The sequence below is a fragment of the Kineococcus anabasis genome (assembly GCF_054590795.1).
In genome coordinates this window covers 119,502-144,879 of the sequence record NZ_BAAIHU010000001.1, presented here as the reverse complement: position 1 = coordinate 144,879, position 25,378 = coordinate 119,502, and the positions used below count along the sequence as shown (strand labels likewise).

Annotated in this window: 24 protein-coding genes; 2 read left to right on the top strand and 22 right to left on the bottom strand. The window is 74.5% G+C overall.

Annotation, left to right across the window (positions count from 1 at the left end):
- Nucleotides 1-35: 35 nt before the first annotated feature.
- The 9 genes from ACYQBY_RS00645 to ACYQBY_RS00605 all read right to left on the bottom strand — a co-directional run bounded on the left by ACYQBY_RS00645 (nt 36) and on the right by ACYQBY_RS00605 (nt 10,490).
- Entirely contained in the window at nt 36-2,885 is a 2,850-nt protein-coding gene (locus tag ACYQBY_RS00645) for a hypothetical protein (protein ID WP_459641878.1), read from the bottom strand.
- Nucleotides 2,863-4,893 carry a flagellar biosynthesis protein FlhA gene (gene flhA, locus ACYQBY_RS00640; protein WP_459642427.1) on the bottom strand — a complete coding sequence of 677 codons (2,031 nt, stop codon included), beginning with the start codon at nt 4,891-4,893 and terminating at the stop codon, nt 2,863-2,865. Before flhA ends, ACYQBY_RS00645 begins: the two co-directional genes overlap by 23 nt.
- A gap of 240 nt (nt 4,894-5,133) precedes the next feature.
- Nucleotides 5,134-6,216 (bottom strand): EscU/YscU/HrcU family type III secretion system export apparatus switch protein, encoded by a 1,083-nt coding sequence (locus ACYQBY_RS00635; protein WP_459641877.1) that lies wholly within the window; start codon nt 6,214-6,216, stop codon nt 5,134-5,136.
- A gap of 94 nt (nt 6,217-6,310) precedes the next feature.
- A complete protein-coding gene (locus ACYQBY_RS00630) occupies nt 6,311-7,078 on the bottom strand; it encodes a flagellar biosynthetic protein FliR (protein WP_459641876.1) in 768 nt (255 codons plus the stop codon).
- A gap of 2 nt (nt 7,079-7,080) precedes the next feature.
- Complete coding sequence (gene fliQ, locus ACYQBY_RS00625; protein ID WP_459641875.1) at nt 7,081-7,356, bottom strand: flagellar biosynthesis protein FliQ; 276 nt, start codon at nt 7,354-7,356, stop codon at nt 7,081-7,083.
- Between the two features lie 29 nt (nt 7,357-7,385).
- Nucleotides 7,386-8,258: a flagellar type III secretion system pore protein FliP gene (gene fliP / locus ACYQBY_RS00620; protein WP_459641874.1), complete on the bottom strand. Its 873-nt coding sequence runs from the start codon at nt 8,256-8,258 to the stop codon at nt 7,386-7,388.
- Nucleotides 8,255-8,803, bottom strand: coding sequence for a FliO/MopB family protein (locus ACYQBY_RS00615; protein WP_459641873.1), 549 nt, complete (start codon nt 8,801-8,803; stop codon nt 8,255-8,257). The genes fliP and ACYQBY_RS00615 overlap by 4 nt, the downstream gene beginning before the upstream one ends.
- Complete coding sequence (gene fliN / locus ACYQBY_RS00610) at nt 8,803-9,549, bottom strand: flagellar motor switch protein FliN (RefSeq protein WP_459641872.1); 747 nt, start codon at nt 9,547-9,549, stop codon at nt 8,803-8,805. The genes ACYQBY_RS00615 and fliN overlap by 1 nt, the downstream gene beginning before the upstream one ends.
- On the bottom strand, nt 9,546-10,490 hold the full coding sequence (locus tag ACYQBY_RS00605) for a flagellar motor switch protein FliM (RefSeq protein WP_459641871.1): 945 nt from the start codon (nt 10,488-10,490) through the stop codon (nt 9,546-9,548). Before ACYQBY_RS00605 ends, fliN begins: the two co-directional genes overlap by 4 nt.
- A gap of 301 nt (nt 10,491-10,791) precedes the next feature.
- Between ACYQBY_RS00605 and ACYQBY_RS00600 the strand changes: the two genes are divergently transcribed.
- The gene (locus tag ACYQBY_RS00600) at nt 10,792-12,003 is read left to right on the top strand and encodes an esterase-like activity of phytase family protein (protein WP_459641870.1); all 1,212 of its coding nucleotides are present in this window, start codon (nt 10,792-10,794) and stop codon (nt 12,001-12,003) included.
- A 58-nt stretch (nt 12,004-12,061) separates the two neighbouring features.
- Here the strand turns inward: ACYQBY_RS00600 and ACYQBY_RS00595 are convergent, their stop codons facing one another.
- From ACYQBY_RS00595 to ACYQBY_RS00585, 3 genes are all read right to left on the bottom strand, one after another.
- Complete coding sequence (locus ACYQBY_RS00595) at nt 12,062-12,460, bottom strand: ArsR/SmtB family transcription factor (protein ID WP_459641869.1); 399 nt, start codon at nt 12,458-12,460, stop codon at nt 12,062-12,064.
- Nucleotides 12,457-13,092: an SRPBCC family protein gene (locus ACYQBY_RS00590; RefSeq protein ID WP_459642426.1), complete on the bottom strand. Its 636-nt coding sequence runs from the start codon at nt 13,090-13,092 to the stop codon at nt 12,457-12,459. Before ACYQBY_RS00590 ends, ACYQBY_RS00595 begins: the two co-directional genes overlap by 4 nt.
- Before the next feature lie 116 nt (nt 13,093-13,208).
- Nucleotides 13,209-14,147: an AEC family transporter gene (locus tag ACYQBY_RS00585; protein ID WP_459641868.1), complete on the bottom strand. Its 939-nt coding sequence runs from the start codon at nt 14,145-14,147 to the stop codon at nt 13,209-13,211.
- 258 nt (nt 14,148-14,405) lie between these two features.
- Here ACYQBY_RS00585 and ACYQBY_RS00580 point away from each other — a divergent pair, with 258 nt between their 5' ends.
- The gene (locus ACYQBY_RS00580) at nt 14,406-15,443 is read left to right on the top strand and encodes a magnesium and cobalt transport protein CorA (protein ID WP_459642425.1); all 1,038 of its coding nucleotides are present in this window, start codon (nt 14,406-14,408) and stop codon (nt 15,441-15,443) included.
- 166 nt (nt 15,444-15,609) lie between these two features.
- On the opposite strand, the gene ACYQBY_RS00575 is transcribed toward ACYQBY_RS00580, so the two are convergent.
- The 10 genes from ACYQBY_RS00575 to ACYQBY_RS00530 all read right to left on the bottom strand — a co-directional run bounded on the left by ACYQBY_RS00575 (nt 15,610) and on the right by ACYQBY_RS00530 (nt 25,346).
- Nucleotides 15,610-16,125 (bottom strand): flagellar basal body-associated FliL family protein, encoded by a 516-nt coding sequence (locus tag ACYQBY_RS00575; protein WP_459641867.1) that lies wholly within the window; start codon nt 16,123-16,125, stop codon nt 15,610-15,612.
- Nucleotide 16,126: 1 nt separating this feature from the next.
- Entirely contained in the window at nt 16,127-17,209 is a 1,083-nt protein-coding gene (locus ACYQBY_RS00570) for a flagellar motor protein MotB (RefSeq protein WP_459641866.1), read from the bottom strand.
- Entirely contained in the window at nt 17,209-17,982 is a 774-nt protein-coding gene (locus ACYQBY_RS00565; RefSeq protein WP_459641865.1) for a motility protein A, read from the bottom strand. The genes ACYQBY_RS00570 and ACYQBY_RS00565 overlap by 1 nt, the downstream gene beginning before the upstream one ends.
- 2 nt (nt 17,983-17,984) lie before the next feature.
- Complete coding sequence (locus ACYQBY_RS00560; protein ID WP_459641864.1) at nt 17,985-18,305, bottom strand: flagellar FlbD family protein; 321 nt, start codon at nt 18,303-18,305, stop codon at nt 17,985-17,987.
- 518 nt (nt 18,306-18,823) lie between these two features.
- Complete coding sequence (locus tag ACYQBY_RS00555) at nt 18,824-20,116, bottom strand: flagellar hook protein FlgE (protein ID WP_459641863.1); 1,293 nt, start codon at nt 20,114-20,116, stop codon at nt 18,824-18,826.
- Between the two features lie 63 nt (nt 20,117-20,179).
- Nucleotides 20,180-20,698, bottom strand: coding sequence for a flagellar hook capping FlgD N-terminal domain-containing protein (locus ACYQBY_RS00550; protein ID WP_459641862.1), 519 nt, complete (start codon nt 20,696-20,698; stop codon nt 20,180-20,182).
- A gap of 100 nt (nt 20,699-20,798) precedes the next feature.
- Nucleotides 20,799-22,511 carry a flagellar hook-length control protein FliK gene (fliK, locus tag ACYQBY_RS00545; protein ID WP_459641861.1) on the bottom strand — a complete coding sequence of 571 codons (1,713 nt, stop codon included), beginning with the start codon at nt 22,509-22,511 and terminating at the stop codon, nt 20,799-20,801.
- Nucleotides 22,508-23,587 carry a transglycosylase SLT domain-containing protein gene (locus ACYQBY_RS00540; protein WP_459641860.1) on the bottom strand — a complete coding sequence of 360 codons (1,080 nt, stop codon included), beginning with the start codon at nt 23,585-23,587 and terminating at the stop codon, nt 22,508-22,510. The genes fliK and ACYQBY_RS00540 overlap by 4 nt, the downstream gene beginning before the upstream one ends.
- Nucleotides 23,584-24,033, bottom strand: coding sequence for a flagellar FliJ family protein (locus ACYQBY_RS00535; RefSeq protein WP_459641859.1), 450 nt, complete (start codon nt 24,031-24,033; stop codon nt 23,584-23,586). Before ACYQBY_RS00535 ends, ACYQBY_RS00540 begins: the two co-directional genes overlap by 4 nt.
- The gene (locus ACYQBY_RS00530) at nt 24,030-25,346 is read right to left on the bottom strand and encodes a FliI/YscN family ATPase (RefSeq protein WP_459642424.1); all 1,317 of its coding nucleotides are present in this window, start codon (nt 25,344-25,346) and stop codon (nt 24,030-24,032) included. The genes ACYQBY_RS00535 and ACYQBY_RS00530 overlap by 4 nt, the downstream gene beginning before the upstream one ends.
- Between the last annotated feature and the right edge of the window lie 32 nt (nt 25,347-25,378).

Below are 25,378 nucleotides of genomic sequence, written 5' to 3'. Positions count from 1 at the left end.
CGAGCGCGTCGATCCCGCGACCCGCGACCCGGTGCTCATCGGCCGGCCGCACCGTCCGCGGGCAGCGCCGCGTCCAGGAGCAGGCCGACCCAGGCGCCGGTGGTGGCGGAGCGGCCGTCGAGGAAGCCGACGGGAACACCCAGGGACAGCACGTCCAGCGGATCGGTGCTCTCCACGGAGCGGTTGACGGCCAGGCGCGCGACAGGGGCGCCGACCGCGCGCAGGGCGGTGAGCAGCTCGCCGACCGTGCCGGCGCGGCGGGTGGCGTCCACGGCGACGACGACGACCGAGGGGCGGAACTGCGCGGCGAAGCGCGCGGCGCGCTGGGCGTCGGCGGCGGTCGGGCGGGCGGGGACGGTGACGGTGAGCGGGGCGCTCCAGCCGCGGGCCTGGGCGACCCGCTGGGGCAGCTCCTCGGCGCTGATGCTGGTGTGGCCCTCGGCGCGGCCGATGACGACGGGGGCCTCGGAGCCGATCTCGTCGGCGACGAGGAGGCCCGCGCTGACCACCGAGTCCGGCTCCCCCACGACGAGCACGACCTCGCCCGGGCCCACGCGCAGGGGCTCGGGGACGGCGATGTCCTGGGCGATGCGCATGGCGGCCTGCGGGTCGATGTGCTCTGCCGCGGCAGCGCGGCGCATCGGCGCAACAGTCTCGCTGTATGTAGTCACGCCATCACCGTACGCCGAATCCATGATCCGCGCGTGGGAGACGGAGGACTGCGCAGGGGCCTGCTCGGCGGCCTGACGGGGCTCCTGCGCGGCCGGCTGCGGCTGGGGCTCGGGCTGCACCACGACCGGCGCCGGCTGCACCACGACCGGCGCGGGCTGCACCACGACCGGCGCGGACTGGACGACCACGGGCGCCGGCTGCGGCACCTCGGGCTGAACCGGGAACTGCGGCGCGACGGCCGGCTGCGGGGCGGGCTGCGTTGCGACGGCCGGCTGCGGGGCGGCGTACTGCTGCGGCTCCGCCTGCGGGGCGTACTGCTGCGGTGCGGCGTACTGCTGCGGCGCCGGCTGCGGGGCGTACTGCTGCGGTGCGGCGTACTGGGGGGCCGGCTGGGGGGCGTACTGCTGCGCCGGATACTCCGCGACCGGCTGGGCGGCGTACTGCTGCGGCTCCGCCTGCGCGGCGTACTGGGGTGCGGGCTGGGGCGCCGGCTGCGGGGCGTACTGCGGCGCGGGCTGGGCCGCGTACTGGGGGGCGGCGTACTGCTGCGGCTCCGCCTGCGCGGCGTACTGGGGCGCGGCGTACTGCGGGGCCGGCTGCTGGACCCGCTCGGTCTCGCGCCGGGAGGCCGGGGCCTCCTGCTGCGCGGCGGGGGCGGTCTCCTGCCGGGGGGCGGGAGCCTCCTGCTGCGGGGCGTACCGGGGCGCGGGCTGCGGCGCGTAGGGGGCGGGCTGCTGCACGTCGGCGCGGGCACGCCGCGACTCCGGCGCGGTGGGGGCCTGCGCCTCGGGCCGCTCCTCGCGCGGGGCCTCCTCGCGGGGGGCCTCCTCGCGGGGGGACTCGGCGCGCGGGGCCTCCTCGTGGGGGATCTCGGCACGGCGGGTGGGCGTCTCGGGCTGCGCGGCACGGGGGGCCTCGGCCTGCGGGGCCTGCGCCTCGGGCCGCTCCTCGCGGGGGGCCTCGGCCTGGCGGGCGGGCGACTCGGGCTGCGCGGCACGCGGGGCCTCGGCCTGCGGGGCCTGCGCCTCGGCGCGGGTGTCCTGCTCGGCACGGCGGTGGGCCTCGGCGGCCTCGGGCCGGGCGTCGGCGGGTGCGTTCTGCGCCTCGGGGGCGCTGTAGCCGAGGCCTGTGGTGGGGAACGCCCGCTCGCGCTCGGCGGCGACGCCGTGGCGGGAGGCGTACTCGATGTGGGTTCCGTTCGGTTCGGTCGTCACGGCGTCCTCCACGGGGTGCCGGCCGCTGGCGTCGGTGGGCAGGTCGGACTCGACCACGGGCGCCGGGAGCACCTCCGTCCGCTCGTCCTCGAGCGTCCGGTCCGCGGGGGCGGCAGCGACCGCGGACGTCCCGGCAGTCACAGACGGTACAGGAGTAGTGACATCAGGTGCAGAAGTTGCGGTGCCGTCCATGTGCCGGCGGACCGTCGCGAGCGTGAAGGCGAAGTCGTCGGCCTCGGCGGTGACCGGGCGGGTCGGCGGGGCCACGCGGCGGCCCTCGGCCCCGACGGCGGCGGCCAGCACGGCGGCGAGGGGGTTGTCGCCGTCCGCGACCGGGGCGGCGGCCGGGGCCGCGGCGCGGGCCGCGCGGGCTGCGGCGCGGGAGGCGGGGGTGGCCTTGCCGGCCTGCGCCGGGACGGACGCGAACGCCGCGGGAGCCGGCGCGAACGGCGAGGCCGCGGGAGCCGGCGCGAACGGCGAGGCCGCGGGAGCCGGCGCGAACGGCGACGCCGCGGGAGCCGGCGCGAACGGCGAGGGGGCCGGGACGGCCTCGGCGGCGGCGGGCGCCATGTTCTCCGCCGCCGCGGCGAACCGGGCGGCGGCGGCCGCGCGGGCGGTGGGCGGCTGCTCCCCCGCGGGAGCTGCCACCGGGGCGGCCACCGGGGCGGTGACGGGGGAACCGACGAGCGCGCTGAGGCGCTCGCTGCCGTCCGCCGCGTCCGCCGCGGCCAGCAGGTCACCGAGGCTCTGCGGCGCAGCGGCCGCAGCCGGGGCGGCAGGGGACGGGGCCGCCGCCGGGGCGGGCCGTGCGGGCGCGTCCCCGTCGGCGTCCGGGACCTCGACGGTCACCTGGAAGTGCTCCTTGGCGAAGAAGCCGCCCACCCCTCCGGAGCGGACCTTCTCGGCGCGGACGATGCGCGCGCCCTCACCGTGCTCCTCACGGGCCTGCGCCAGCAGGCTGTCGAGGTCGGAACCCTCAAGAAGCAACTGCGTGGACATGCTTCACCGATCCGATCATCTCGATGCGGGTGTGGTTGCTGACCTCGGTGTACGACAGGACGTGCATCCGCGGGACGGCCACCCGCAGCAGGCGGCGCAGCGGGGCGCGCAGCGTCGGGGCGCACACCAGGACCATCTGCACGCCGGCCTGCTCCGCGCGCTCCAGCAGGGTGCCGGTCTCGGTGACCAGGTGGTCCACCATCGTGGCGTCGAGCGCGAGGTTCTGGCCCGTCTCGCCCGGCCGCAGCGACTCGGCCAGCGTGTGCTCCAGGATCGGGTCCAGCGTCACCACGTGCAGGACGCCGTCCTGCTCGTGGACGTTGGCCACCGCGGCACCGAGGCAGGAGCGGGCCGCGTCGACCAGGCCGTCGAGGTCCGCGCCCTGCTTGGCGCGCAGGGACAGCGCCTCGAAGATGCGGGCCAGGTCGCGGATCGGGACACCCTCCTCCAGCAGGGACTGCAGCACGCGCTGCACCTCGCCCAGGGACAGCAGGCTCGGGGTGAGCTCGTCGACGACGACGGGGTGGGTGCGCTTGAGCGCGTCCACGAGGGAGCGGACGTCCTCGCGGCCGAGCAGGCGCGGGGCGTTGGCGCGGACGACCTCGCCGAGGTGGGTGATGAGGACGCTGGGGCGGTCGACGACCGTGGCGCCCATGAGCTGGGCCTGCGCCCGCAGCTCCGCCGGCACCCACTTGCTGGAGAGGCCGAACACCGGCTCCACCGCGGCGCGGCCGGGCAGGCCGTCGAGGTGGTCGCCCAGGGCCAGGACCTGCCCGGGCGGGGCGGTGCCGCGGGCGACCTCGACACCGGAGATGCGGACCGCGTAGCTGGACATCGGCAGGTCGAGGGAGTCGCGCGTGCGGACGGGGGGCAGGACCAGGCCGAGCTCCAGGGCGACCTTGCGGCGCAGGGCGCGGACCCGGTCGAGCAGGTCGCCACCGCCGGAGGCGTCGACGAGGTCGATGAGGTCGGGGGCCAGGACGAGCTCCAGCGGGTCGACCCGCATCTCTTCGAGCAGCGTCTCGGTGGCGTCGGGGGCCGGGCCGGTGGGCACGGGGGCCTCCAGGGCCGCGGCGGCCGCGGCGTCGACGGCCTCGCGCTTGGCGATGCGGGTGGAGGCGAAGATCGCGAGGGCGCCGACGACGAGGAACGGCAGCTTGGGCATGCCGGGGATGAGGGCCAGGACGACCGCGGCGCCGCCGGCGATCTGCAGGGCGGACTTCTGCTGGGCGATCTGCCGGACGACCTCCGTGCCCATGTCACCGTTGCTGGTGGAGCGGGTGACGATGAGGCCGGTGGCGACGGAGAGCAGCAGCGCGGGGATCTGGGAGACGAGGCCGTCGCCGATGGACAGCAGCGCGAACTTGGCGATCGACTCGGCGGGCGAGAGGCCCTGCTGCACCATCCCGATGATGAACCCGCCGATGAGGTTGATCAGGGTGATGATGATCGCGGCGATGGCGTCGCCCTTGACGAACTTCGAGCCACCGTCCATGGCGCCGTAGAAGTCGGCCTCGGCGGCGATGTCGGCGCGGCGGCGGCGGGCCTCGTCCTCGTCGATCAGGCCGGCGTTGAGGTCGGCGTCGATCGCCATCTGCTTACCGGGCATCGCGTCCAGGGTGAAGCGGGCGCCGACCTCGGCGACGCGCTCGGCACCCTTGGTGATCACCACGAACTGGATGACGATGAGGATGAGGAAGACGACCAGACCGATGATCAGCGAGCCGGAGATCACGAAGTGGCCGAAGGCGTCGATGACCTTGCCGGCGTAGCCGTCGGAGAGCACCAGGCGCGTGGCGGCGACGTTCAGGCCGAGCCGGAACAGCGTGAGCACCAGGATGATCGACGGGAAGACCGAGAAGTCCAGGGGCCGCTTGACGTACATGCAGATCAGCAGCGCCACCAGCGAGCAGGTGATGTTGATCGCGATGAGGAAGTCGAGCACAGCTGCGGGCAGCGGCACCACGAGCAGCAGCACGATTCCGACGACGCCCATCGGCATCGCCATGTGGCTGAGGTTCTTGAGAGGCACTGCACCCGTCCCGTGTCCAGCAGCGCAGCTCGTGGCTCCGCCGTCCGACAGGCCCGTCCGTGGCCCTGGTCGCCGTCCTGGCTCCCCTGTACTCGGCATCCGCGGGCGGGGACTTGAGCCGCCACCCGGGTGGACCCGTCCGGGGGCGCCCCCGCACGCACCCCGCGCGCGCCCGCCCCGCACGCGGGGTGCGTGCGGGGCGGGCGGGTGCGGGGGTCAGCCGGGGATGGTGTGCGGGTCGGTGCTGGCGGAGACGACCCCGCGGGTGCGCAGGTTCATCACGAAGGCGAGGACCTTGGCGACCGCCTCGTACAGCTCGACGGGGATCTCCTGGCCGATCTTGATGTCCTTGTACATCCGCCGGGCCAGGGGCACGTCGCGGATGAGCGGCACGCCGTGCTCGCGGGCCTGCTCGCGGATCCTGGTGGCGATGGCCCCAGCGCCCTTGGCGACGACGCGGGGGGCGCCGTTCTCGGGGTCGTAGCGCACGGCGACGGCGATGTGCGTGGGGTTGACGATCACCGCGTCGGCCTTGGCGACGTCGGCCATCATCCGGTTGCGGCTCATGGACATCTGCTTGGAGCGGATGGCGCCCTTGAGCAGCGGGTCGCCCTCGGCGTTCTTGTGCTCCTGCTTGATGTCGTGCTTGCTCATCATGAGCTTCTTCATGACGCGGTGGCGGGCCATGCCGTAGTCGGCGCCGGCGATGACCAGACCGGCCAGCACCGCCACGGAGAGCATGGAGACGATCGCCTCGCCGGTGGTGGACAGCACGAGGGTCAGGGGCAGGGGCGCGGAGCCGACGAGCGTGGGCGCCAGGCTCTTGGCCACGGTCCACAGGACGATGCCGAGGACGACGGCCTTGAGCAGCGTCTTGGAGCCCTCCCACAGCGCCTGGGGGCCGTAGTGCTGCTTGATGCCGGAGATGGGGTTGAGGTGGCTGAACTTCGGCTTGAGCTTCTTGGTGGCGAGCTTGAAGCTGCCCTGCGCGGCACCGGCGACGAGGGCGGCGAGCACGGTGGCGACGGCGATGGGCGCCACGACCCAGACCAGGCCGGCGAGGGCCTCCACCGCGATGGCCATGGCCCGCGCGGGCTCGGGGGAGGCCACGACGCTGGGGAGCTGGTCGAAGACGCGGGCGGTGAGCTCCCGGCCCGAGGAGATCGCCGTGGGGATCATGACGGCGCCGGCGGCGACGCACAGCCACGCCGACAGGTCCGGCGTGCGGGGGGTGTTGCCCTCCTTGCGTGCTTCCGCGAGCCGTTTCGGTGTCGGCTTCTCGGTCTTCTCGCCGCTCACACCGCACCTCCCCTCGTCCGCCCCGCGGGGCCTGTCCGTCCGGTCGTCTCAGATGTCCCGTGCACCCCTGCGGCCCCAGCAGCCCCGGCCGGCCTCACTGCACGGCGCGGGCGATGTTGCCGAGGGCGGCCTCGATGAGCTCGGGGTGCACGTGCGGCAGCAGGGCGATCGTGAAGCCGCCCAGCGTCAGGGTGATGAGGATCTTCACGGGGAAGCTCATGCTGAACACCTGCAGCGCCGGTGCCGCCCGGGAGAGCAGGCCGAGGCCGATGTCGGTGACGAAGAGCACCGCGGCCAGCGGCGCGGCGATCTGCAGCGCGGCGGCGAACAGCGTGGTCAGGCCCTCGCTCATGAGGGTGGCGACGGCGGCGGTGGAGATCGTCCCGTCCAGCGGCAGCACGTCGAAGGTCCTCAGGAAGCCGCCCAGCATGATCAGGTGCCCGCCGGTCACGACGAGCAGGGCCGTGCTGGTCCAGGTGTAGAACTTGCCGAAGATCGAGCTCTGCGTCTGCTGCAGGGGGTCGTAGGCGGAGGCGAGCTGGAAACCGCCGAAGAGGTCGAGCAGGTCGCCGGCGGACTGCACGGCGGCGAAGACCGCGGCGCACAGCACCCCCAGGCACGCGCCCACGAGGACCTGGTGGGCGGCCGCGGTCAGCAGCGCCCCGGTGTCCCCCACCGGCACCTGGCCCCGCAGGCGCACCGACAGCGGCAGCGCGATGACGACGCCCAGCATGCCCTTGGTGCGGGTGCTGACGGCGCGGTTGGCGAAGGGCGGCGCGAAGAACAGGAAGGCGGTGACCCGGACCGTGGCCAGCAGCAGCGCCAGCAGCAGGTCGGCGGCGACGGGCGGGAATCCGGTCACCCTCAGCCCCCGGACAGGAGGCTGGGGATCTGCTCGTACAGGGTGGTGGTGAACGAGGTGATCTCGTTGAGCATCCACTTGCCGGCCACCGCCAGCGCCGCGAAGACCGCCAGGGCCTTGGGGACGAAGACCAGCGTCTGCTCCTGCAGCTGGGTCACCGACTGGAACAGCGAGATCAGGAAACCGACGATCAGCGCGGTCAGCAGCAGGGGCGCGGAGACCTTGACGGTCAGCACGAGAGCGGTGGTGACGAGGTGGACGACGGTCACGTCGGTCATCTGCGGGCTCCTGGCGTCGGTCGGTCGGGTCAGCCGGTGTAGCTCGACACGAGGGCCTTGATGATCAGGCCCCACCCGTCGACGAGCACGAACAGCAGCAGCTTGAAGGGCAGGGAGACCGTGATCGGCGGCAGCATCATCATGCCGAGCGACATCAGGGCCGCGGAGACCACGATGTCGATCACCAGGAACGGGATGAAGATCACGAAGCCGATGATGAACGCCGAGCGCAGCTCCGACAGCGCGAAGGCCGGCACCAGGGTGGACAGCGGCACCTCGGCGCGGTTCTCCGGCAGGGGGCGCTTGGCGGCCTTGGTGATCAGCGCCAGCTCCTCCTTGCGGGTCTGCTTGAGCATGAACTCCTTCAGCGGCTGCGAGCCGGTGTTGAAGGCGTCCGTGGCGCTGACCCCGCCGGCCATGTAGGGCTTGATCGCGGTGTCGTTGATGGCCGTGAGCGTGGGCGACATGATGAAGAAGGTCAGGAAGAGCGCGAGGCCGGCGAGGACCTGGTTGGGCGGGCTGCCCGTCAGGCCCAGGGCGTTGCGGGTGATGCCGAGCACGACGAGGATCTTGGTGAAGCTCGTCGTGAGCAGCAGCAGCGCCGGCGCCACCGACAGCACCGTCATCGCCAGGATGATGACGATCGACTGGCTGGGCTTGCCGCCGGGGCCGTCGCCGCCGCCGACGCTGATGCGGACCTCGCCGGGGGCGGCGGGCGCCCCGGGGTCGGTGGGGGCGGTGGGGGCCACGGGGCCCGCGGCGACGGAGGTGGCCACCGTGGCGACCGCGGCCGCCGGCGGCGCGGCGGAGGCGGCGGGGGCACCGGTCAGCAGCAGGGCGCCGGTCAGGGCGGCCGCCGCGACACCGCCGCGCAGGATGCGGCGGAGGGGGGTGCTTCTCACCGTCGGGCCGTCCTCTCGCGCAGTACGTGCAGGGCCTGGTTCCAGGTGGCGGGCGAGAGCGCGGAGCCGGCGAGGGCCGGGGTGCGCCCGGTGCTGCTCGCGCCGCTCCGGGTGGGCGCCGCGGGGGCGGCAGGCGCCCCGGCTTCGCCCGTGTGGGTGATGTGCTCCACATCGGCACCCGCGGCCGGGAACTTGAGCGCCAGTTCGGCGGCGAAGGCCGTGGAACGGGTGGGGACGGCGGTGGTCACCGGGGAGGTGTCCTCCCCGGGGGCCTCCTCCTCGCCGCCCGCGGGCAGCACGGTCTCGAGCGGGACGTCGCCGAGCAGGCTGACCTGGTGCTCCGTGACGCCCACGACGAGGGCACGGTTCCCGACCTGCACGACCGCGACGCCCGCCTTGTGGCCGACCGCGGTGCGGGACAGGACAGTGACCCCACCGGGGGCACCGGTCCCGCCCTTGCGCAGCCAGCGGGTGATCAGCCAGACGAGGCCGACCACCGCCACCAGCGAGACCGACATGCGCCCGAGGGCGGCGAGGGAGTCCATCAGGCGTTGTTCTCCGCGCCCGGCACGACGATCTCGGTGACGCGAATCGCGTAGTCCTCGTCCACGACGACGACCTCACCGCGGGCGATGAGCTGGCCGTTGACCAGGATGTCGGCGGGGCTGCCGGCCGCCCGGTCCAGCTCCACCACGGAGCCGGGGGTCAGGGCCAGCAGGTCCTGCACGGTCATCGAGGTGCGGCCGAGCTCGACGGTGACGTCCATCTGCACGTCGCGCAGCAGGTCCATCGAGCGGCGCGCGCCGGCGGCGGGGGTGGCGGTGACGGTGGCGCCGCCGCGGGCCTGGGTCTCCTCGGCGAAGGACATGCCGATGAGGGCCAGGGTCTGCCCCGCCGCGTCGACGACCGCGACGGTGCCGTTGGCGCTGTGCAGGGCCGCCAGGGCCTCGCCCGGCTCGCGCTCCACGCCGGTCTCCAGGGTGCAGCGGCCCAGGGTGGACACCGCGGCCTCCAGCGCCGGGCGCAGGGCGTCGACGGGGTCGAGCGCGCCGGCCGGGCTGGTGAGCAGGGCGTTGAGGGTCTCCTCGCCGATGACGACGACGACGGTGCCGTTGACGGCGCCGGCGAAGCGGGCGGAGACCGCGGTGGCCTCGTCGCCCAGGTCCGGCGCGGAGGCGGCGGGGACGACGTCGGTGATGCTTCCGGGGGCGGACAGGGGCAGGACCGCCAGCGCGGCCTCGGCGGCCTGGGTGACGAACGCCCGGGTGTCGGTGCTGGTGACGGTGCTCATCGGGACTCCTCGGTGGTGGGAACGATCAGGCAGGCGAGACGGGGGCCGCGGGCCCCGGCGACGGCGGAGGCGACGTGCGCTCCGGAGACGACGACGTCCAGGGGGGCGTCGGCGCGGTGGGGCAGCTTGACCAGGTCCCCGGGGACGAGCGCGAGGATCTGGTCCGGGCGCAGCTGGGCGGCGTTGAAGCGGAAGGACACCTCCACGGGGATGGTGTCCATGTGGTCGTCGAGCCGGTCGCGCATGACCCGGCGCTGGCGCAGCTCCTCGGGGCTGGCCACGCGCATCTCGGCGGCGGTCAGGACGCCCAGCAGCGGGTCCAGCGGCATGGCGAGGGTCGCGGCGCCGTGCACGTCGTTCATGTCGACCACGAAGGTGGCCACGATCATGACGTCGGTGGCGGCGGCGGCCTGCGCGAACTGGGGGTTCTGCTCCAGGCTGGTCAGCTTCGGCGTGAGGTCCATGAGCGAGCCGAGGGAGCTGGTCAGCTCGGTGAGGGCCCGCTCGACGAGGCCGCGGCCCAGGGAAACCTCGATCTCGGTGAGCGTGCGCTGTGGCTGGGCGCTCTTGCCGGTCCCGCCGAGCATCCGGTCGATGCAGGTCAGCACGAACGGCGCGTCGACGTGCAGGATGCCGGCGCCGGTGAGGGGCTCGGGGTCGAAGACGGCCATGACGGTGGGCGTCGGCAGGGACGCGGCGTACTCGTCGTAGCTGTACTGCTGGAGCCCGTCGAGGTGGATCTGCACGGTGGTGCGCATCGTGGAGGACAGGAGGGTCGCCCACTGGCGGCAGAAGGTCTCGTAGGCGATCTCGAGCACGCGGGCGTGCTGACGCGACAGCTTGGTGGGCCGCCGGAAGTCGTACGGGGTGGGGACGCCACGACGCCGGGAGCGTCGGCCGCCGGTCGTCCGCTCGGGGCTGGTGGAGGTCTCGGTTGCCACGACCCACCTATCGGCAGGTTGCCCCCTCACCCTTTAGCGCTACTCCGGACGAGTGAGCCGGGCCTGTCCCGGCGTGCTGCCGGCGGGTGCGGTTGCTCCGGTCGGGCGGTCCTCGCGCGCACGCCCTCAAGGGCGCCCGCGGTGGTGCCGAGGGCCCGCGACGACGCGCTACCCGGTCCGCGACGGCGTGCTCCTGCCCGACACCCGGCGATCACGGTCGCGTCGCGCGGCGGACGCCCGCCGTCCGCCCGGTGCGGGCAGCCTCCGCCCGACAGCCGTCCCCAGCCGCGGAGGTAGACCCGTGACCGCCCGACCCCACCGCTCCGGCGCCCCCTCGCGCCGCCTGCGCCGCGCCATGGCGCTGGCGTGCGCCGCCGCCCTGCTGCCCGCGGCCGCCGCGACCGCGGCCCCGCGCCCCGGCCAGCAGGCCGAGCTGGCCGGCCACGCCGTGCTGCCCGCCCTCACCTTCGGCGAGCGCATCCCCTCCGGCGCGCAGGCCACCCCCGCCAACGGCGTGAGCACCCCCTTCGCCGCCCAGCCGGTGCAGGGGCTGTCCGGGCTCCTGCGGGACGGGGACTCCTGGCTGGCGCTGTCGGACAACGGCTACGGCAACAAGGCCAACAGCGCGGACTTCCTGCTGCGGGTGCACCGCCTCGGCATCGACTTCGCCACCGGCTCGGTCACCGTGCAGGGCGGCTTCGGCCTCAGCGACCCCGAGCACCGCCTGCCCTTCCCCCTCGCGCGCGCCGACCGCCGCCTCACGGGCGCGGACCTGGACGTGGAGTCCTTCCAGCGGATGCCGGACGGCACGTTCTGGTTCGGTGACGAGTTCGGCCCGTTCCTGCTGCACACCGACGCCGCGGGCCGGGTGCTGTCCGCGCCGGTCGCACCGCCCGGGGTGGCCTCGCCGGACTCGCCGTTCCTCTTCGGGGCGCAGCCGACGCTGGGCCGCAGCAAGGGCTTCGAGGGCATGGCGCTCTCCCCCGACGGTCGGACCCTGCACCCGCTGCTGGAGGGCGCGGTGACCGGGGACGACGCGCAGACCCTGCGCCTGTACTCCTACGACACGCGCCGCGCCCGCTGGGCCGGGGAGCCCGCGAAGGTGCGCCTGGAGAGCGCGCGCCACGCGATCGGGGACCTGGTGGCGCTGGACCGGCACCGCTTCCTGGTGCTGGAGCGGGACAACCTGGAGGGCGCGGCGGCGCGGTTCAAGGCGGTCTTCCTGCTCGACACCCGCGACCGCGACCGCGACGGGTACGCGGACAAGCGGCTGCTGGTGAACCTGCTGGCGGTGCCGGACCCCGAGGGCGTGGCGGGCGAGCCGGGCTCCTCCTTCTCCTTCCCGTTCGTCACGATCGAGCAGCTGGCCGTGCTGGACGACCACACGATCGTCGTGGGCAACGACAACAACCTGCCCGGCTCCGCGGGGCGGCGCCCCGGCGTGCCGGACGACAACGAGTACGCGCTGATCTCCCTCGGGGAGGACCTGCGGCTGCACCCGCGCCTCGGCTGAGCCGCAGCGCCGCACCGCCCGCTCCGCCCGCTCCGCCCGCTCCGCCCGCTCCGCCCGCTCAGGCGGAGCGGGCGCCGTGCCCGCCGGGCCGCGACGCCGGGTCCGCGCGGCGGGCCCGGCGGCCGCGGGCGACCTCGGTGGCCAGCGCGTCGAGCGGCTGCCCGAGGCCGGCGAGGGGGTCGGTGAGCTCGTGCAGCCAGGCCCGGGCGGCGTCGAGGCCGGCGGGGTCCAGCGCGTAGAGCCTGCGGGTGCCCTCGGCGCGCACCGTGACGAGCCCGGCCCGCAGGAGGACGCCGAGGTGCTGGGAGACGGCGGGCTGGGAGACGGGAGCGGCCCGCAGCGCCGCCACGACGTCCCGGACGGGCCGCTCCCCCGCCGCGAGCACCCGCAGGATGCGCCGCCGGGTGGGCTCGCCGAGGGCGTCGAGCGCCGCGTGCGGATCGCGCTCGCCGTTCACGCGCCGGTGGTCTCCTCGGGCAGCCCCGTGTAGAACGCGGTCGTGCGGGCCGCGGCCGCGTGCGCCGCGCCGGGCTCGTCGCCGCCGGCCGCGGCCGCCTCGGCCCAGCCCGTGGCGGCCGCGCGGACGAACCCGGCCCCGTCCGGGGTGGTGGGGAAGGCGGCGGCCTGCCCGGGGTCGACCGGTGCGCCGCTGCCGAGGTACCAGCCGAGGCCGAGGAGGGCCAGGTCCCAGCCGACGCCGACCGCGCCGGGGCCGTACCGCTCCCAGAACTCCGGGTCGACCGGGGCCTCGTGGGTCAGCTCCAGGAGGGTGCCGTCGCCGTCCGGGGACAGCCTGACCTGCAGCCAGGACACCAGGGGCCCCATCTCCCACGTCACGGCGAACGCCGTGGGCGCCTCGCAGCGCTCGACGACACCGCCCGCGTTGCCCTCGGTCTGGTAGCGGCCGCCGGCCCGCAGGTCGCCGCTGACGGGCAGGAACCACCGCGGGATGCGCTCGGCGCTGGTGAGGGCGTCCCACAGGTCGGCCCGGTCGGTGGCGTAGGTCCGGCGGGCGACGGCGATCCTCGTGGGCGTCCCGTCGCGGGAGCCGCTGCGGACCTCCCGGGTCACCAGCCCTGCCGCGGTCATCGGATCGGCGGTCACGGTTCCTCATTTCATAAGTTTTCGCTTATGGAAGGAGGGTAGGACCGGCACCGCGCCGGGCACAAGACCCGCAGGACGCACCGGCCCGCCGCCCCGGAGGGCTACGCCGTCACGAGGGTGAGCACGACGGGCGAGGTCAGCGCCGACAACGCCGTGGACAGGACGATGCCGGCGGCGACCGGGCCCTGCAGGGACTCGAACCTCGTCGCCATGAGGTAGACGTTGGCGCCGGTGCTGAGGGACGCCAGGAGCACCACCACCTGGGTCTCCAGCGCCGGCAGGCCCACCGCGACCGCGAGCAGCCACACGGCGGCCGGCAGGGCCGCGAGCTTGAGGGCGCTCATGCCGACGGCGACGCGCCAGCCGTTGCGCAGGCCGTAGCCGGCGAGGCCGCCCCCGAGGGAGACCAGCGCGAGCGGCACCGCTCCCGCGCCCACCATGCGCAGCGGGTCGTCGACGAGCGCGGGCAGGGACAGGCCGGTGAGGCCGAAGGCGGTCCCACCGAAGATCGCGGCGACGACGGGGTTGAGCAGGACGCTGCGGACCGTCGCGGCGAGGGCACGGGGGGAAGCCGAGCGGTGCCGTGCCCACTCCACCGCCGCGGTCACCACCGTCCACAGCACCAGGGCGTGGAAGACGAGCACGAGGGCCACGGTCGGCAGCGCCGGCTCCCCGAGGGCGGCGGTGGCCAGGGGCAGCCCGAGCAGCACGTTGTTGGAGAAGACCCCGCCCACCGCGAAGACCGGCCGCTCCTGGGCGGGGAGGTGGAGGACCCGGCGGGCGATGACGGTGCCGGCGGCGAAGACGGCCAGGCAGCCGCCGAAGTAGACGGGCAGAACGCGCGGGTCGACCGGCGGCAGGCCCGAGAAGCCGGCCATCTGCCGGAAGAGGAGGGCGGGCAGGGCGACGGAGAACGCGAAGCGGCTGAGCACCTGCCACGTCGCCGCCGGCCAGGACGCCCGGCGCCCGAGGGTGTGGCCGAGCAGGACGAGGACGAACAGGGGCGCGGCCAGGCTCGCGTTGCGCAGGAGGTCGTCCACGGCCGGAGGCTACCGGCGCGTCTCACGCCTCGGAGCAGGTGTCCCACCTGCTGAACACCCCTGGAGGCGGGCGCACGGGGCGCCGGACGGCACCGGCCACCGGACCCGCTGCGGCACCGCGGGAAGCAGGGCCCGCGCCGCGCCGGCGCACCCGGGCGGGCACACTGTTCCCGCCGCACCGCGGGCGCCGCCTGCCGGATGCGCCGGGCCGACGTGACCCCGCGCGGCGGCGTCGTCCCGGAGGGTGGGTGGCTGGTCGTGCCGGTGGTGGACAACGCGGTGTACGTCGGGGGACGCCGGGTGGCGGCGCCGCCCTCGCTGGAGACGACGTACGAGCTGCTGCGCCAGCACCGCGGCATGGGCTGGATCGGGCTGTACCGGCCCGACGCGGAGGAGATCCGCTCCGTGGCGCGGGAGTTCGACATCCACCCCCTCGCCGCGGAGGACGCGGTCAACGCGCACCAGCGCCCGAAGCTGGAGCGGCACGGTGAGGTCCTCTTCACCGTCCTGCGCCCGGCCCGCTACCTCGACGCGCAGGAGCAGGTGGAGTTCGGCGAGGTGCACGTCTTCACCGGCCCCGACTTCGTCGTCACCGTCCGCCACGCGGAGTCCCCCGACCTGGCACGGGTGCGCCGGCGCCTGGAGCTGGAGCCGCACCTGCTGCGACTGGGTCCCGAGGCCGTCCTCTACGCGGTCCTGGACCAGGTCGTGGACGAGTACGTGCCCGTCCTGGCGGGCCTGCAGAACGACGTCGACGAGATCGAGGACCAGGTCTTCGCCGGCGACCCGGCCGTCTCCCGCCGCATCTACGAACTCCTGCGCGAGGTGATCGGCATGCAGCGCGCCACCCACCCCCTCGTCGGGGTCCTGACCAGCCTGGTGCAGGGCTTCGCCAAGTACGGGACCGGTGAGGAGCTGCAGAACCACCTGCGTGACGTGCACGACCACACCGTGCGCGTGGTGGAACGCGTCGACGGCTTCCGCGCCCTGCTGGAGAGCATCATGACCATCAACGCCACCCTCGTCGGGCAGCGGCAGAACGAGGAGCTGCAGCGGCAGAACGAGGAGATGCGGCGCATGAGCGAGACGGGCATCGCCCAGAACGAGGAGGTCAAGCGGATCTCCTCCTGGGCCGCGATCCTCTTCGCCCCCACCCTCGTCGGCGGGATCTACGGCATGAACTTCGAGCACATGCCCGAGCTGGACTGGCGCCTGGGCTACCCGATGGCGCTGCTGCTGATGCTCGGCGTCTCGCTCGTCCTCCACGTCCTCTTCCGGCGCCGCGGCTGGCTCTGACCGCGGCCGGCCTCCCCTGCCGCGCCGCGGTCCCCCGCCGTGCCGGGCGAGCACTGCCGCACGACGCGAAGCGGGGCCCGCGCCGTGATCGGCGCGAGCCCCGCTCCTGTGCACACCGCCCGCGTTCACCGCCAGGTAACGCCGGTGGAGCAGTCGTGTCAGCAGGTCACTGCATGACGAACTGGGTGAAGTAGATCCCCATGACGGTCTTGGTGGGCTTGGCGCCCTCCTCCGCCGGGGGGGCCACGTACGCGCTGATGATCTTCTCCTGGAGCTCGAGCTTCTTGGCCTCGCGCACCTCGGGCTTGGACAGCTCCTCCATCGAGGCGCCGCTGAAGGTGGTGATCATCAGGTCCAGCGCCTTGTTGACGTCCGGGCCGTCCGACGCGCCGTGGGCGGCGGCGGCCTCGGCCTGCACGCCCTGCAGGGCGATGCCGAGCTTCAGGTAGCGCCCGTCGGCGAGGTTGATGCTGATCGGGTCGACCGGGGTGACGGCGCCGGGGACCAGCACCTCCTCCACCACCTCGGTGGCCGCGGAGGCGTCCTTGGTCATGAACCAGACACCGCCGCCGGTGCCGCCGGCGAGCAGGAGGGCCGCACCCGCGGCGATGATGATGGTCTTCTTCTTGCCGGGCTTCGCCGAACCCTCGGTGGCCTGGCCGTCGTCCTTCTTTGCGGCCATCTCAGTGGCCTCCCGTCGTGGTCTCGGTGGTGTGGGTGTCGCTGCTGTGGGTGTCGGCCTGGGAGGCCGCCGGGTTGAGCTGCGGGGTGACCTCGGCGGCCACCTCGGCGGCCAGGTCGGTGTCCTGCGCGGGAACCTGCCCGGGGGCGGTGCCCTGCTGCGCGGGGGCGTCGACCTCGGCCGGCCCGGTGGTGGGCGTGCCCGCCGCGACCTCCGGCAGGAGCGCCTTGACGGCGTCCGAGGAGGGCGAGGCGACCACGAGGTCGACGCGCCGGTTGCCGGTCAGGGCGCGGGCGTCGGCGTCCGGGTACAGCGGGCGGGTCTGCCCGTAGCCGGCCGACGTCAGGCGGCGGTCGGCGACCCGGTGCACGTCGATGAACCGGGTGACCACGCTGTTGGCGCGGGAGCTGGACAGGTCCCAGTTGTGGCGGTAGCGGCTGTTGCCGCTGATCGGCAGGGAGTTGGTGTGCCCCTGCACGGCGATGTCGTTCGGCAGCGCGGCGAGGATCGGGCCGATCGCGTCGAGCACCTCCAGGCCGGCGGGCTCCACGTCGGCGCTGGCGCTGGCGAAGAACACGTTGTCGGCGACGAGGCCGACGATGAGGCCCTCGGAGGTGATGCGGTACGTCGCCTGGTCCTGGTGGCCCTGGGCGGTCAGCGCCGCGTCGATCTGCTTGATGATCTCGCGGTAGCTCGCCACCTCCTTGCGGGCCTGCTCCAGGTCGGCCGCCGAGCGCCGGCGCTGCTGCTGCTGCATGGCCTGCTCGACGATCTCCTGCGCGGTGTCCGCCGAGACGGCCTCGCCGGAGCTGTTCCGCATCAGGGTGATCGGGTCCTCGCCGTTCTCGGACTCGTTGATGCCGTCGCGGCCCGACATGACCTGGTTGCTCGTGGAGAAACCCTCGGACAGACCGGCCTTGAACTGCGCGAACTTCAGCTGGTCCACCTGGCTGAGCGCGAAGAGGACGATGAACAGGGCCATGAGGACGGTCAGCATGTCCGCGTAGGACACCAGCCAGCGCTCGTGGTTGACGTGCTCGTCGTGCTCCTCGTGCTTGTGCCGGCGCTTGTGGCCCGCCGACATCAGGCAGCCTTCTTCTCGGCCACCACGGTGCCCGGCGGCAGGAGGCTCTCCAGCTTCTTCGCGACCGAGCGGGGGTTGGCGCCGGCCTGGATGGCGAGGATGCCCTCGACGACCAGCTCCATGCGGGCGACCTCGAGGCCGGAGAGGCGCATGAGGCGGCTCTGGACCGGGAGGAAGAAGAAGTTCGCGCTGGCGACACCCCAGAAGGTGGCGACGAACGCCGCACCGATCATCGGGCCCAGGGCCGCGGCGTCGGTGAGGTTCTGCAGGACGACGCAGAGGGAGATGACCGTGCCGCAGATGCCGACGGTGGGGGCGTAGCCACCCATGTCACCCATGATCTTGGCGGCCTGCTTGTCCGCGGCCTTCTTGGCCTGGATCTTCGCGGTGAGGATCTCGTACAGGTCGTCCGGGTCCGTGCCGTCGATGGCCGTCTGCAGGCCCTCGCGGAGGAACTCGTCGTCGACGTCCTTGATGGCGTCCTCCAGGGCCAGCAGCCCCTCGCGGCGGGCGCGCTCGGCGAGCTTGACGATGACGCCCACGGTGTCGCCGGCGTCGGCCACCTTGCTGAGGAACGCCTTCTTCATGGTCCCGACGATCGCCTTGCCGTCCTTGAGGGTGCCGCCCATGAGGCCGACACCCAGGGTGCCGATGAACACCAGGACCAGCGGGCCGGGCAGCAGGATGTCGCCGACGGCGCCACCCTCGTGGCTCTGCATCCAGAGGACGGCCACCGAGGCGACCACGAGTCCGACGATGCTTGCGATGTCCATTTTCACGGCCTCCTGCGGTGCAGCGGCACCGGTGCGGGCAGCTCGCTGTCGTCGGTCTCGGGATCGGTCTGCGGGGTCTGAGCGGCCGGGCGGACCAGCTCGAGCACATCGGCCGTGCCTTGCTCCTCCAGGGCGTGCGCCGTGGCGACGACGCGGGCCCGGAAGGCCAGCACGCGCTCGACGATCTCGGCCAGAGGCTCGGTGATGACGAACTTCGCTCCGTCGACGAGGGTGACGACCGTGTCGGGCGTGGCGTCGACGCGCTGGATCAGGTCGGGGTTCAAGGCGAACACCGACCCGTTGAGGCGGGTCACGAGAATCACGGGGAATCCGTCCTTGGCGGTGGCGGGTGGCCCATCCGTGGGCCGGTGTGCAATAACTTCATCGGCGTGGGAGCCGGATACCTGAACGGTGGTTGCCATGTGAACCCGTTCGTGCTAACCGGTGACCGTGAGTCATCGCCGCAGGTCGGTGCGGATCGCCCCCGCGGACCGTGCCGGGCGGCCGGCAGGGCGTCGTCCCGAGTCCGTCCGGGGTGCGCCCAGGCCCGCCCGGGGCCTCTCCGGGGCCTCTGCGGGGCCTCTCCGGGGCCTCTCCGGGGCCTCTCCGGGGCCTCTCCGGGGCCTCTCCGGGGCCTCTCCGGGGCGTGTGTCGCGGTGCGGGCACCGGCACGTCCCGCAGCAGCTCCGCGCCCCGCGACGCCCCCGGGGGCCGCACGCGCGGCCCGCACGCCCCCGCAGGCGCCCCGCGCAGGCCCGGGACGCACGGGAAACGCCCTCCCGAGCCGCACGGGGCGGCCCGGGAGGGCGTTCGGGACCGGGCGCTCAGCGCCCGGGGGTCATCAGCGCTTCAGGTTGACGAGGTCCTGCAGGATCTCGTCGGAGGCGGAGATGATGCGGGAGTTCGCCTGGAAGCCGCGCTGGGCGAGGATCAGGTTCGTGAACTCCGTGGACAGATCGACGTTGGACATCTCGACCTGGCCGGCGAGCAGCGCACCGCGGCCGCCGATGCCGGGGACGCCGACGTTCGGCGCGCCGGAGTTCGGCGTGGTGGTGAGCAGCGAGCCACCCAGCTTCTGCATGCCGCCGTAGTTGTTGAACGTGGCGACGGCGACCTGGGCCAGCGGGCGCTTGAACCCGTTGGAGTAGGTGCCGGTCACGATGCCGTCGGCGCCGAAGTCGAACGAGGTCAGCGAGCCGATCGGGGCGCCGTCGGCGTTGGAGCTGAGGGTGCTCGCACCGTTGATGCTGGTGAAGCCCGTGACCGTCGACATGTTGAAGTCGATCTGCTTGCCGCCGAAGTCGAACGTCGCGGGCGGCGGGGAGCCGGCCACGACCTTGCCGTCGGGGCCGAACTTGATGGTGGCCGTCGTGGGGGACGTCACCGTCGCGCCCGAGGCGTCCTTCCAGGTGAAGCTGATGCGCCAGTCGTCGGTCGGCTGGTAGGCCTCCGCCGAGGCGGCCGTGTCGCTCACGCCGACGTTCTTGTAGCGGGCGGTGACCAGGGTCTTGTTGCCCTGCCCGTCGTACAGCTCGAAGGAGGTGGAGACCTCCGGGCCGCTGAAGGTGGTGTTGTCGGTGTTCAGGACCGGCTTGCCGGTCTTGTCGATGTTGCCCTTGAGGGTGGCGACGTTCGACTCCTGCGCGGGCATCACCGTGTCGGAGGGGATGATGATCTGCGTGGTGGGGGCGTTGACGTCGATGTTGCCCCGCGCGTCGGCGCGCCAGCCCTGCACGTAGGCGCCCTCGGGGGTGGTCAGCGCGCCGGTGGAGTCCAGCGAGAAGGCACCGGAGCGGGTGTAGGCGACCTGGTTGCCGTTCTGGACGACGAAGAGGCCGTCACCGTCGAGCATGAGGTCGGTGGCCTTGCCGGTGGACTGCGCCGAGCCCTGCTGGAAGTTCTGCTGGATGCCCTGGACGCGGACGCCGAGGCCGACCTGCGAGGGGTTCACGCCGCCGTTGCCGTTCTGGGGGGCGCCGGCCGCGCGGTTGAGCTGGCTCAGGGTGTCCGCGAAGACCACGCGGGAGCTCTTGTAGCCGGTGGTGTTGACGTTGGCGATGTTGTTGCCGGTGACGTCCATCATCGTCTGGTGCGAGCGGAGACCGCTGACACCGGAGAACATCGAGCGGAGCATGGGACCTGACCTTTCGGGACGGCTGGCGGAGGGGGTTGCTGCGAGGGAGGGGGAGAGCGGGGACTACGCGGACGGGCCGGTGGTCGGGCTCTTGGGCACGTCGACGCTGCTCACCTCGGAGAGCTGCAGCTTGCGGCCGTCGACCGTGAGGACGGGCTCACCGCCGGTGCCGGAGAGGGTGGTGCCGTTGAACGCCGCGGAGGTCACGGTGCCGGTGGCCGGCTTCCCGTCGGCCCCGGTGTAGGAGACGGTCATCCCGACGAGGCTGCTGGCCTGCATGCGCTGCTGGGCGGCGAGGACGCTGGTGTCCGTCTTGGCCATCTTCTCCAGCGTCTCCAGCTGGGAGAACGTGGCGGTCTGCGCGATGAAGGTGGAGGAGTCGACGGGCTTCGAGGGGTCCTGGTACTTGAGCTGGGCAACCAGGAGCTTCATGAAGACGTCCTTGTTGTTCTCCTTGCCGCCGGTGGTGGGCGTCGAGACCTTCTGGCTTCCGCCGACCTTGGCCAGGTCCTGGGCCTTGGCCGCGTTGGAGGCGGCCATGAGGGCGCTCTGGCTGGCAGCGCTCGCGGGGTCGATGCTCATGACTACTCCTTCGGTCGTCCGGTCCGGGACCTGTAGCCCGTTCGGGCCACTTCCTGTTCAGGGGGTGGAGCAACCGGGGCCGCGCCGGGGACCGGGGGGCTCACATGCGCAGGTCGAAGCGCCCGGCGGCGGCGGCCGCGGCGCTGCGCACGGCGGCGCGGCGCTCCTCGGCGGCGAAGTGGTCGTCGCGGCGCTCGGGGGTGCCGCCGTCGTGGTGCCGCCCGGGGCGGGGGTCCTGCTGGCCGCCGGAGGCCGCGTCGCCGGCGGTGCGGGACTGCTGCTGGCCGGGGGCGTCGTCGGCGCCCACGTCCACCGTGGTCTGGGCGAAGGAGCCGTCCGCCAGCTCCCGCTGGAGGTCGGGCAGGGCCTGCTTGAGGGCGGCGCGCGCGGCGTCGTTGGCGCCGAGGAGCTGCACGTGCAGGGCGCCGTCGACGACCTCGGCGGTGACCTTCACGGGGCCGAGACCGAGGGGGTTGACCTCGACGGTCATGCGGTGGACCGCGTCGTCGGCGGGCAGTCGCTCCAGGCGGGCCGCGAGGCCGGCGGCGAAGGCCGCGGGGTTGGTCAGGGGCAGCGGCAGCGCGGGGTTGGAGCCCGTGGCCGCGGCCGGGGCGCCGGTGGCCGTGGCGCCGGTGGGTGCGGCGGGCCCGGCCACGGTGGGCACCGGCGCGGTCTCGGCCGCGGGCTCGGCCGCCTGCTGCACCGAGGCCGCGGCGGTGGTGGTGGCGGTCGTGGTGGCGGTCGTGGCGGTGGGCACGGGGGTGCCCTGGCGCTGGCCGTCGGGCTGGCCGGAGCCGCTGCCGTCGCGCTGGCCGGCACCGGTGGAGCCGGACGCGGTCGCGGTGGTGGGCAGGAGGGGGGCGTCGGCAGCCTCCCCGGGGGCCGCGTCGGGGGCGGGCTGCGCCTCGACGGCGGGCACGGCCTGCGCGGTGGCCTGGGCGGTGGCCTGGGCGGCTGCCTGCGGGGTGGCCAGGCCCGCCTGGGCCGCGGTCATCAGCGGGGCGGGTGCGGCGGCGGGTGCGGCCGCGCCCTCCGCGGTGGCGTTCGTCCAGGGCAGGGTGCTCGCCCTCGTGGCGCCGAGCTGTGCGGGGCGCGCCAGGTCGCTGGCGGGCAGGGCCGGGGTCGTGGGGAGGGTCTCGCCCTCGGCGACCGGCGTGAGGCCGGCGATCGGCACGCCGGTGGAGGCGGCGGCCGCACCGGTGGCGGCGGCCGCACCGGTGGCGGCGGCCGCACCGGTGGCGGGCGCCGCCTGGGGGACGCCGGTCCCGGCGCCGGCCGCGGTGGTCGCAGAAGTGGTCGCGGCGGTGGTCGCGGGAGTGGTCATGGCGGTGGGCGCCGGCAGGGCCAGCGCGAGCAGCGCCGGGTCCACGCCGGGCTTGAGGACGCGCTCGCGCTCCTCCTCCGGCCGCTCGGCATCGTCGCGCACGGCACGGCCGGCGGCACGGTCCGCGGCACGGTCGGCGGCCTGGTCCGCGGCGCGGCCGGCGGCACGGCCGGCCGCCGAGCGCATCGCGGCGTGGCGCTCCGCGGCGCGCTCGGCGCCGGTGCGGCGCTCCACGGGGGCGGGGCGCTCGTCCTCCCGGCGGGAGGAGCGCTCGCCGCGGTGCACGGGGCGCTCGTCGCCGGGGGCGGGGCGCTGGGAGCGCTCCTGCCGCTCCCCCACCTCCCCCGCGCCGCGCCCGGCGCGGGAGACGGCCTGCCCGAAGGACTCCGCGAACCCCGCGCCGCCGTCGGCGGAGCCACGGGTGCGCTCACCGCGGGCGGCGGCAGCGGCGGCGGAGAACGAGGGCGCCGAGATGTGGGGGGTGCTCACGCTGTTCTCCCGAGGGTTGCGGTGATCTTCTTGACGTAGTTCTGGGTCTCGGCGAACGGCGGGATGCCGCCGTGCTTGCGCACGTTGCCCGGCCCGGCGTTGTAGGCGGCCAGGGCCAGCTCGAGGCTGCCGAAGGTCTTCAGGTGGGAGGCGAGCAGGCGCCCGGCGCCGTCGATGGCCTGCGCCGGGTTCAGCGGGTCGATGCCCATCTCCCGGGCGGTGGCGGGCATGAACTGCATGAGACCGCGGGCACCGACGGGGCTCTTGGCGTGGGGGTTGTAGCCGGACTCCTGCTTGGCGACGGCGGAGAGCAGCCCGGCGGGCAGGCCGTGCTTCTGCTCCGCGGCCGTGAAGGCCGCCTCGTACGGGGCGGCCTTGCCGGTGCCGGTGCGGGCGGCGGTGCCGGTGAGGCCGGAGGGGCGGGTGAAGGACGCGGGGGTGGCGGGGGCGTCCGCGCTCAGGCGCCGGATGGTCATGGGCGTCTCCCAGACCTTCGCGATGCGCACGGCTCCGCCGGTGCGCGGGGCGTGCAGCATCTGCCCGTCCCCGACGTAGATGCCGATGTGGCCGCCGCCCTCCAGGACGACGAGGTCACCGGGCCTGGCCTGGGTCAGGTTCGGCACGGCGGTGCCCGCCTTGGCCTGCTGGGCGGCCGTGCGGGGCAGGGTGATGCCGTTCTCCTTCGCCACGAGCTGCACGAGGGCGGAGCAGTCCAGGCCCGTCCTCGGGTCGGTGCCGCCGTAGACGTACGGCACGCCGAGGTACTTGCGGGCGCTGGTGACCAGGGCGTCGCCGGAGACCGCGCGGCCCGGCAGGGACGCGGCGGGGCCGGCCGGCGCGGTGGCGCGGCCCGGCGTGGTGGCGGCGCCGGGGGTGCCCGGGGTGCTGCCGGCGGCGGTGCGGATGCCGCGCTGCAGGCCCGCCGCGGAGGAGGCGGAGGAGGAGAGCACGGAGGCGAACTGCGCCGATCCGGCCTGCGAGGCGGCCTGCGGACGGGCGGGGGCCGGCGCGGACAGGCTCGCGATGCGGGACTCGATCTCGGCGATGCGTCCCTGGATCTCGGAGATGCCGCTCATCGGGGGTCCTCCCCACGCTGGGCGCGGCGGCGGGCCCGCGCGGCGAACTCGGCGACCGTGCGGTCGTCCAGGGCCTTCTGGTCGGCGGCGAGGGCGGCCTTCTCCTGCTCGGCCTCCTGGCGCTCCACGAGGCGCTCCAGGCCCCGCTCGGCGCGGCGGGCGCGGGCCCAGGCGGCCTGCTTCTCGCTCATGTCGGCCTCGGCGAGGGCCACGACGGCGCGCGCGGTGTTGAGGTCGGCCCCGAGCGCAGCGCGGTGGGCGACGCCGGCGGTCCAGGCGGCCATGGTCTCGTCGGACAGGTGGGCGTCGCCGAGGTCGTGCTGCACGCGCTTCACGCGCTGCTGCTCCCGGCGCACGATCGCGCTGGACGTGGCGAGCTCACCCTTGGCCTGCTCCTGCTGCAGGCGGCGCAGCTTGAGCAGGGCGAGCAGCGATCGGGCGATCACCTGACACCTCCCATGGATGCGACGAGCTGTTCGAGCAGGGCCCAGGCCTGCGGGGCGGGGGTGACGTCCTCGATGTCCTGGCGGAGGAACTCGTTGATCGCGGGCAGGGCCGCGACGGCCATGTCGACGTCGGGGTTTGCGCCCGGGGAGTAGGCGCCGACCTCGATGAGCTCCTTGGCGTCGCGGTGGGCGGCCATGGCGCGGCGCAGCGTGGTGGCCAGGGCGCGCTGGTCGCGGCTGGTGACGCGGCTGGCGACGCGGGAGACGGACTCCAGCACGTCGATCGTCGGGAAGTGCCCGGCGGTGGCGAGCTTGCGGTCGAGGGTGACGTGGCCGTCCAGGATGGAGCGGGCGTTGTCGGCGATGGGCTCGTTGTGGTCGTCACCGTCGACGAGGACGGTGTAGATGCCGGTGATGGAGCCGGTGATGCCGGGCCCGGCGCGCTCCAGCAGGCGCGGCATGAGGGCGAAGACCGACGGCGGGTAGCCGCGGGTGGCGGGCGGCTCGCCGACGGACAGGCCGACCTCGCGCTGGGCCATGGCGACGCGGGTGAGGGAGTCCATCATCAGCACGACGTCGGCGCCCATGTCCCGGTAGGACTCGGCGATGGTGGTGGCGGTGAACGCGGCGCGCAGGCGCAGGGCGGGGGCCTCGTCGGAGGTGGCGATGACGACGCAGGAGCGCGCCAGGCCCTCGGGGCCGAGGTCGTCCTCGAGGAACTCGCGGACCTCACGGCCTCGCTCACCGATCAGGGCGAGCACGGAGACGTCGGCGGAGGTGCCGCGGGCGATCATCGAGAGCAGGGACGACTTGCCGACACCGGAGCCGGCGAAGATGCCGAAGCGCTGGCCGCGGCCGGCGGGCACCAGGGTGTCCAGGGCGCGCACGCCGAGGCCGAGGGGGGTGTCGACGCGGGCGCGCTGCATGGCGGGCGGCGGGGTGGCGTGCAGGTGGCCGCGGGGGGTGCCGATGAGCGGCGGGCCGCCGTCGAGGGGGTTGCCGAGGGCGTCGATGACGCGGCCGAGCAGCGCCGGGCCGACGGGCACGGTGGTGGGGCGGCGGGTGGCGACCGCGGGGGCGCCGGCGGCGAGGCCGGAGAGGTGCCCCAGGGGCAGGCAGCGCAGGCGGCCGTCCTCGGCGGCGACGACCTCGGCGGGGGTGCGGGGGCCGTCGGGGCCGCCGAGCAGGATGGTCTCCCCCACGGCGGCCTCCAGGCCGGACACCTCGACGGACAGGCCGACGAGGGAGGTGACGCGCCCCTGCACGAGGGGGCGCGCCGCCTCGACGGCGCGGCGCACGGTCGGGCGCACCATCTCGCGCACCTCGGCCGCCAGCCGGCTGGAGA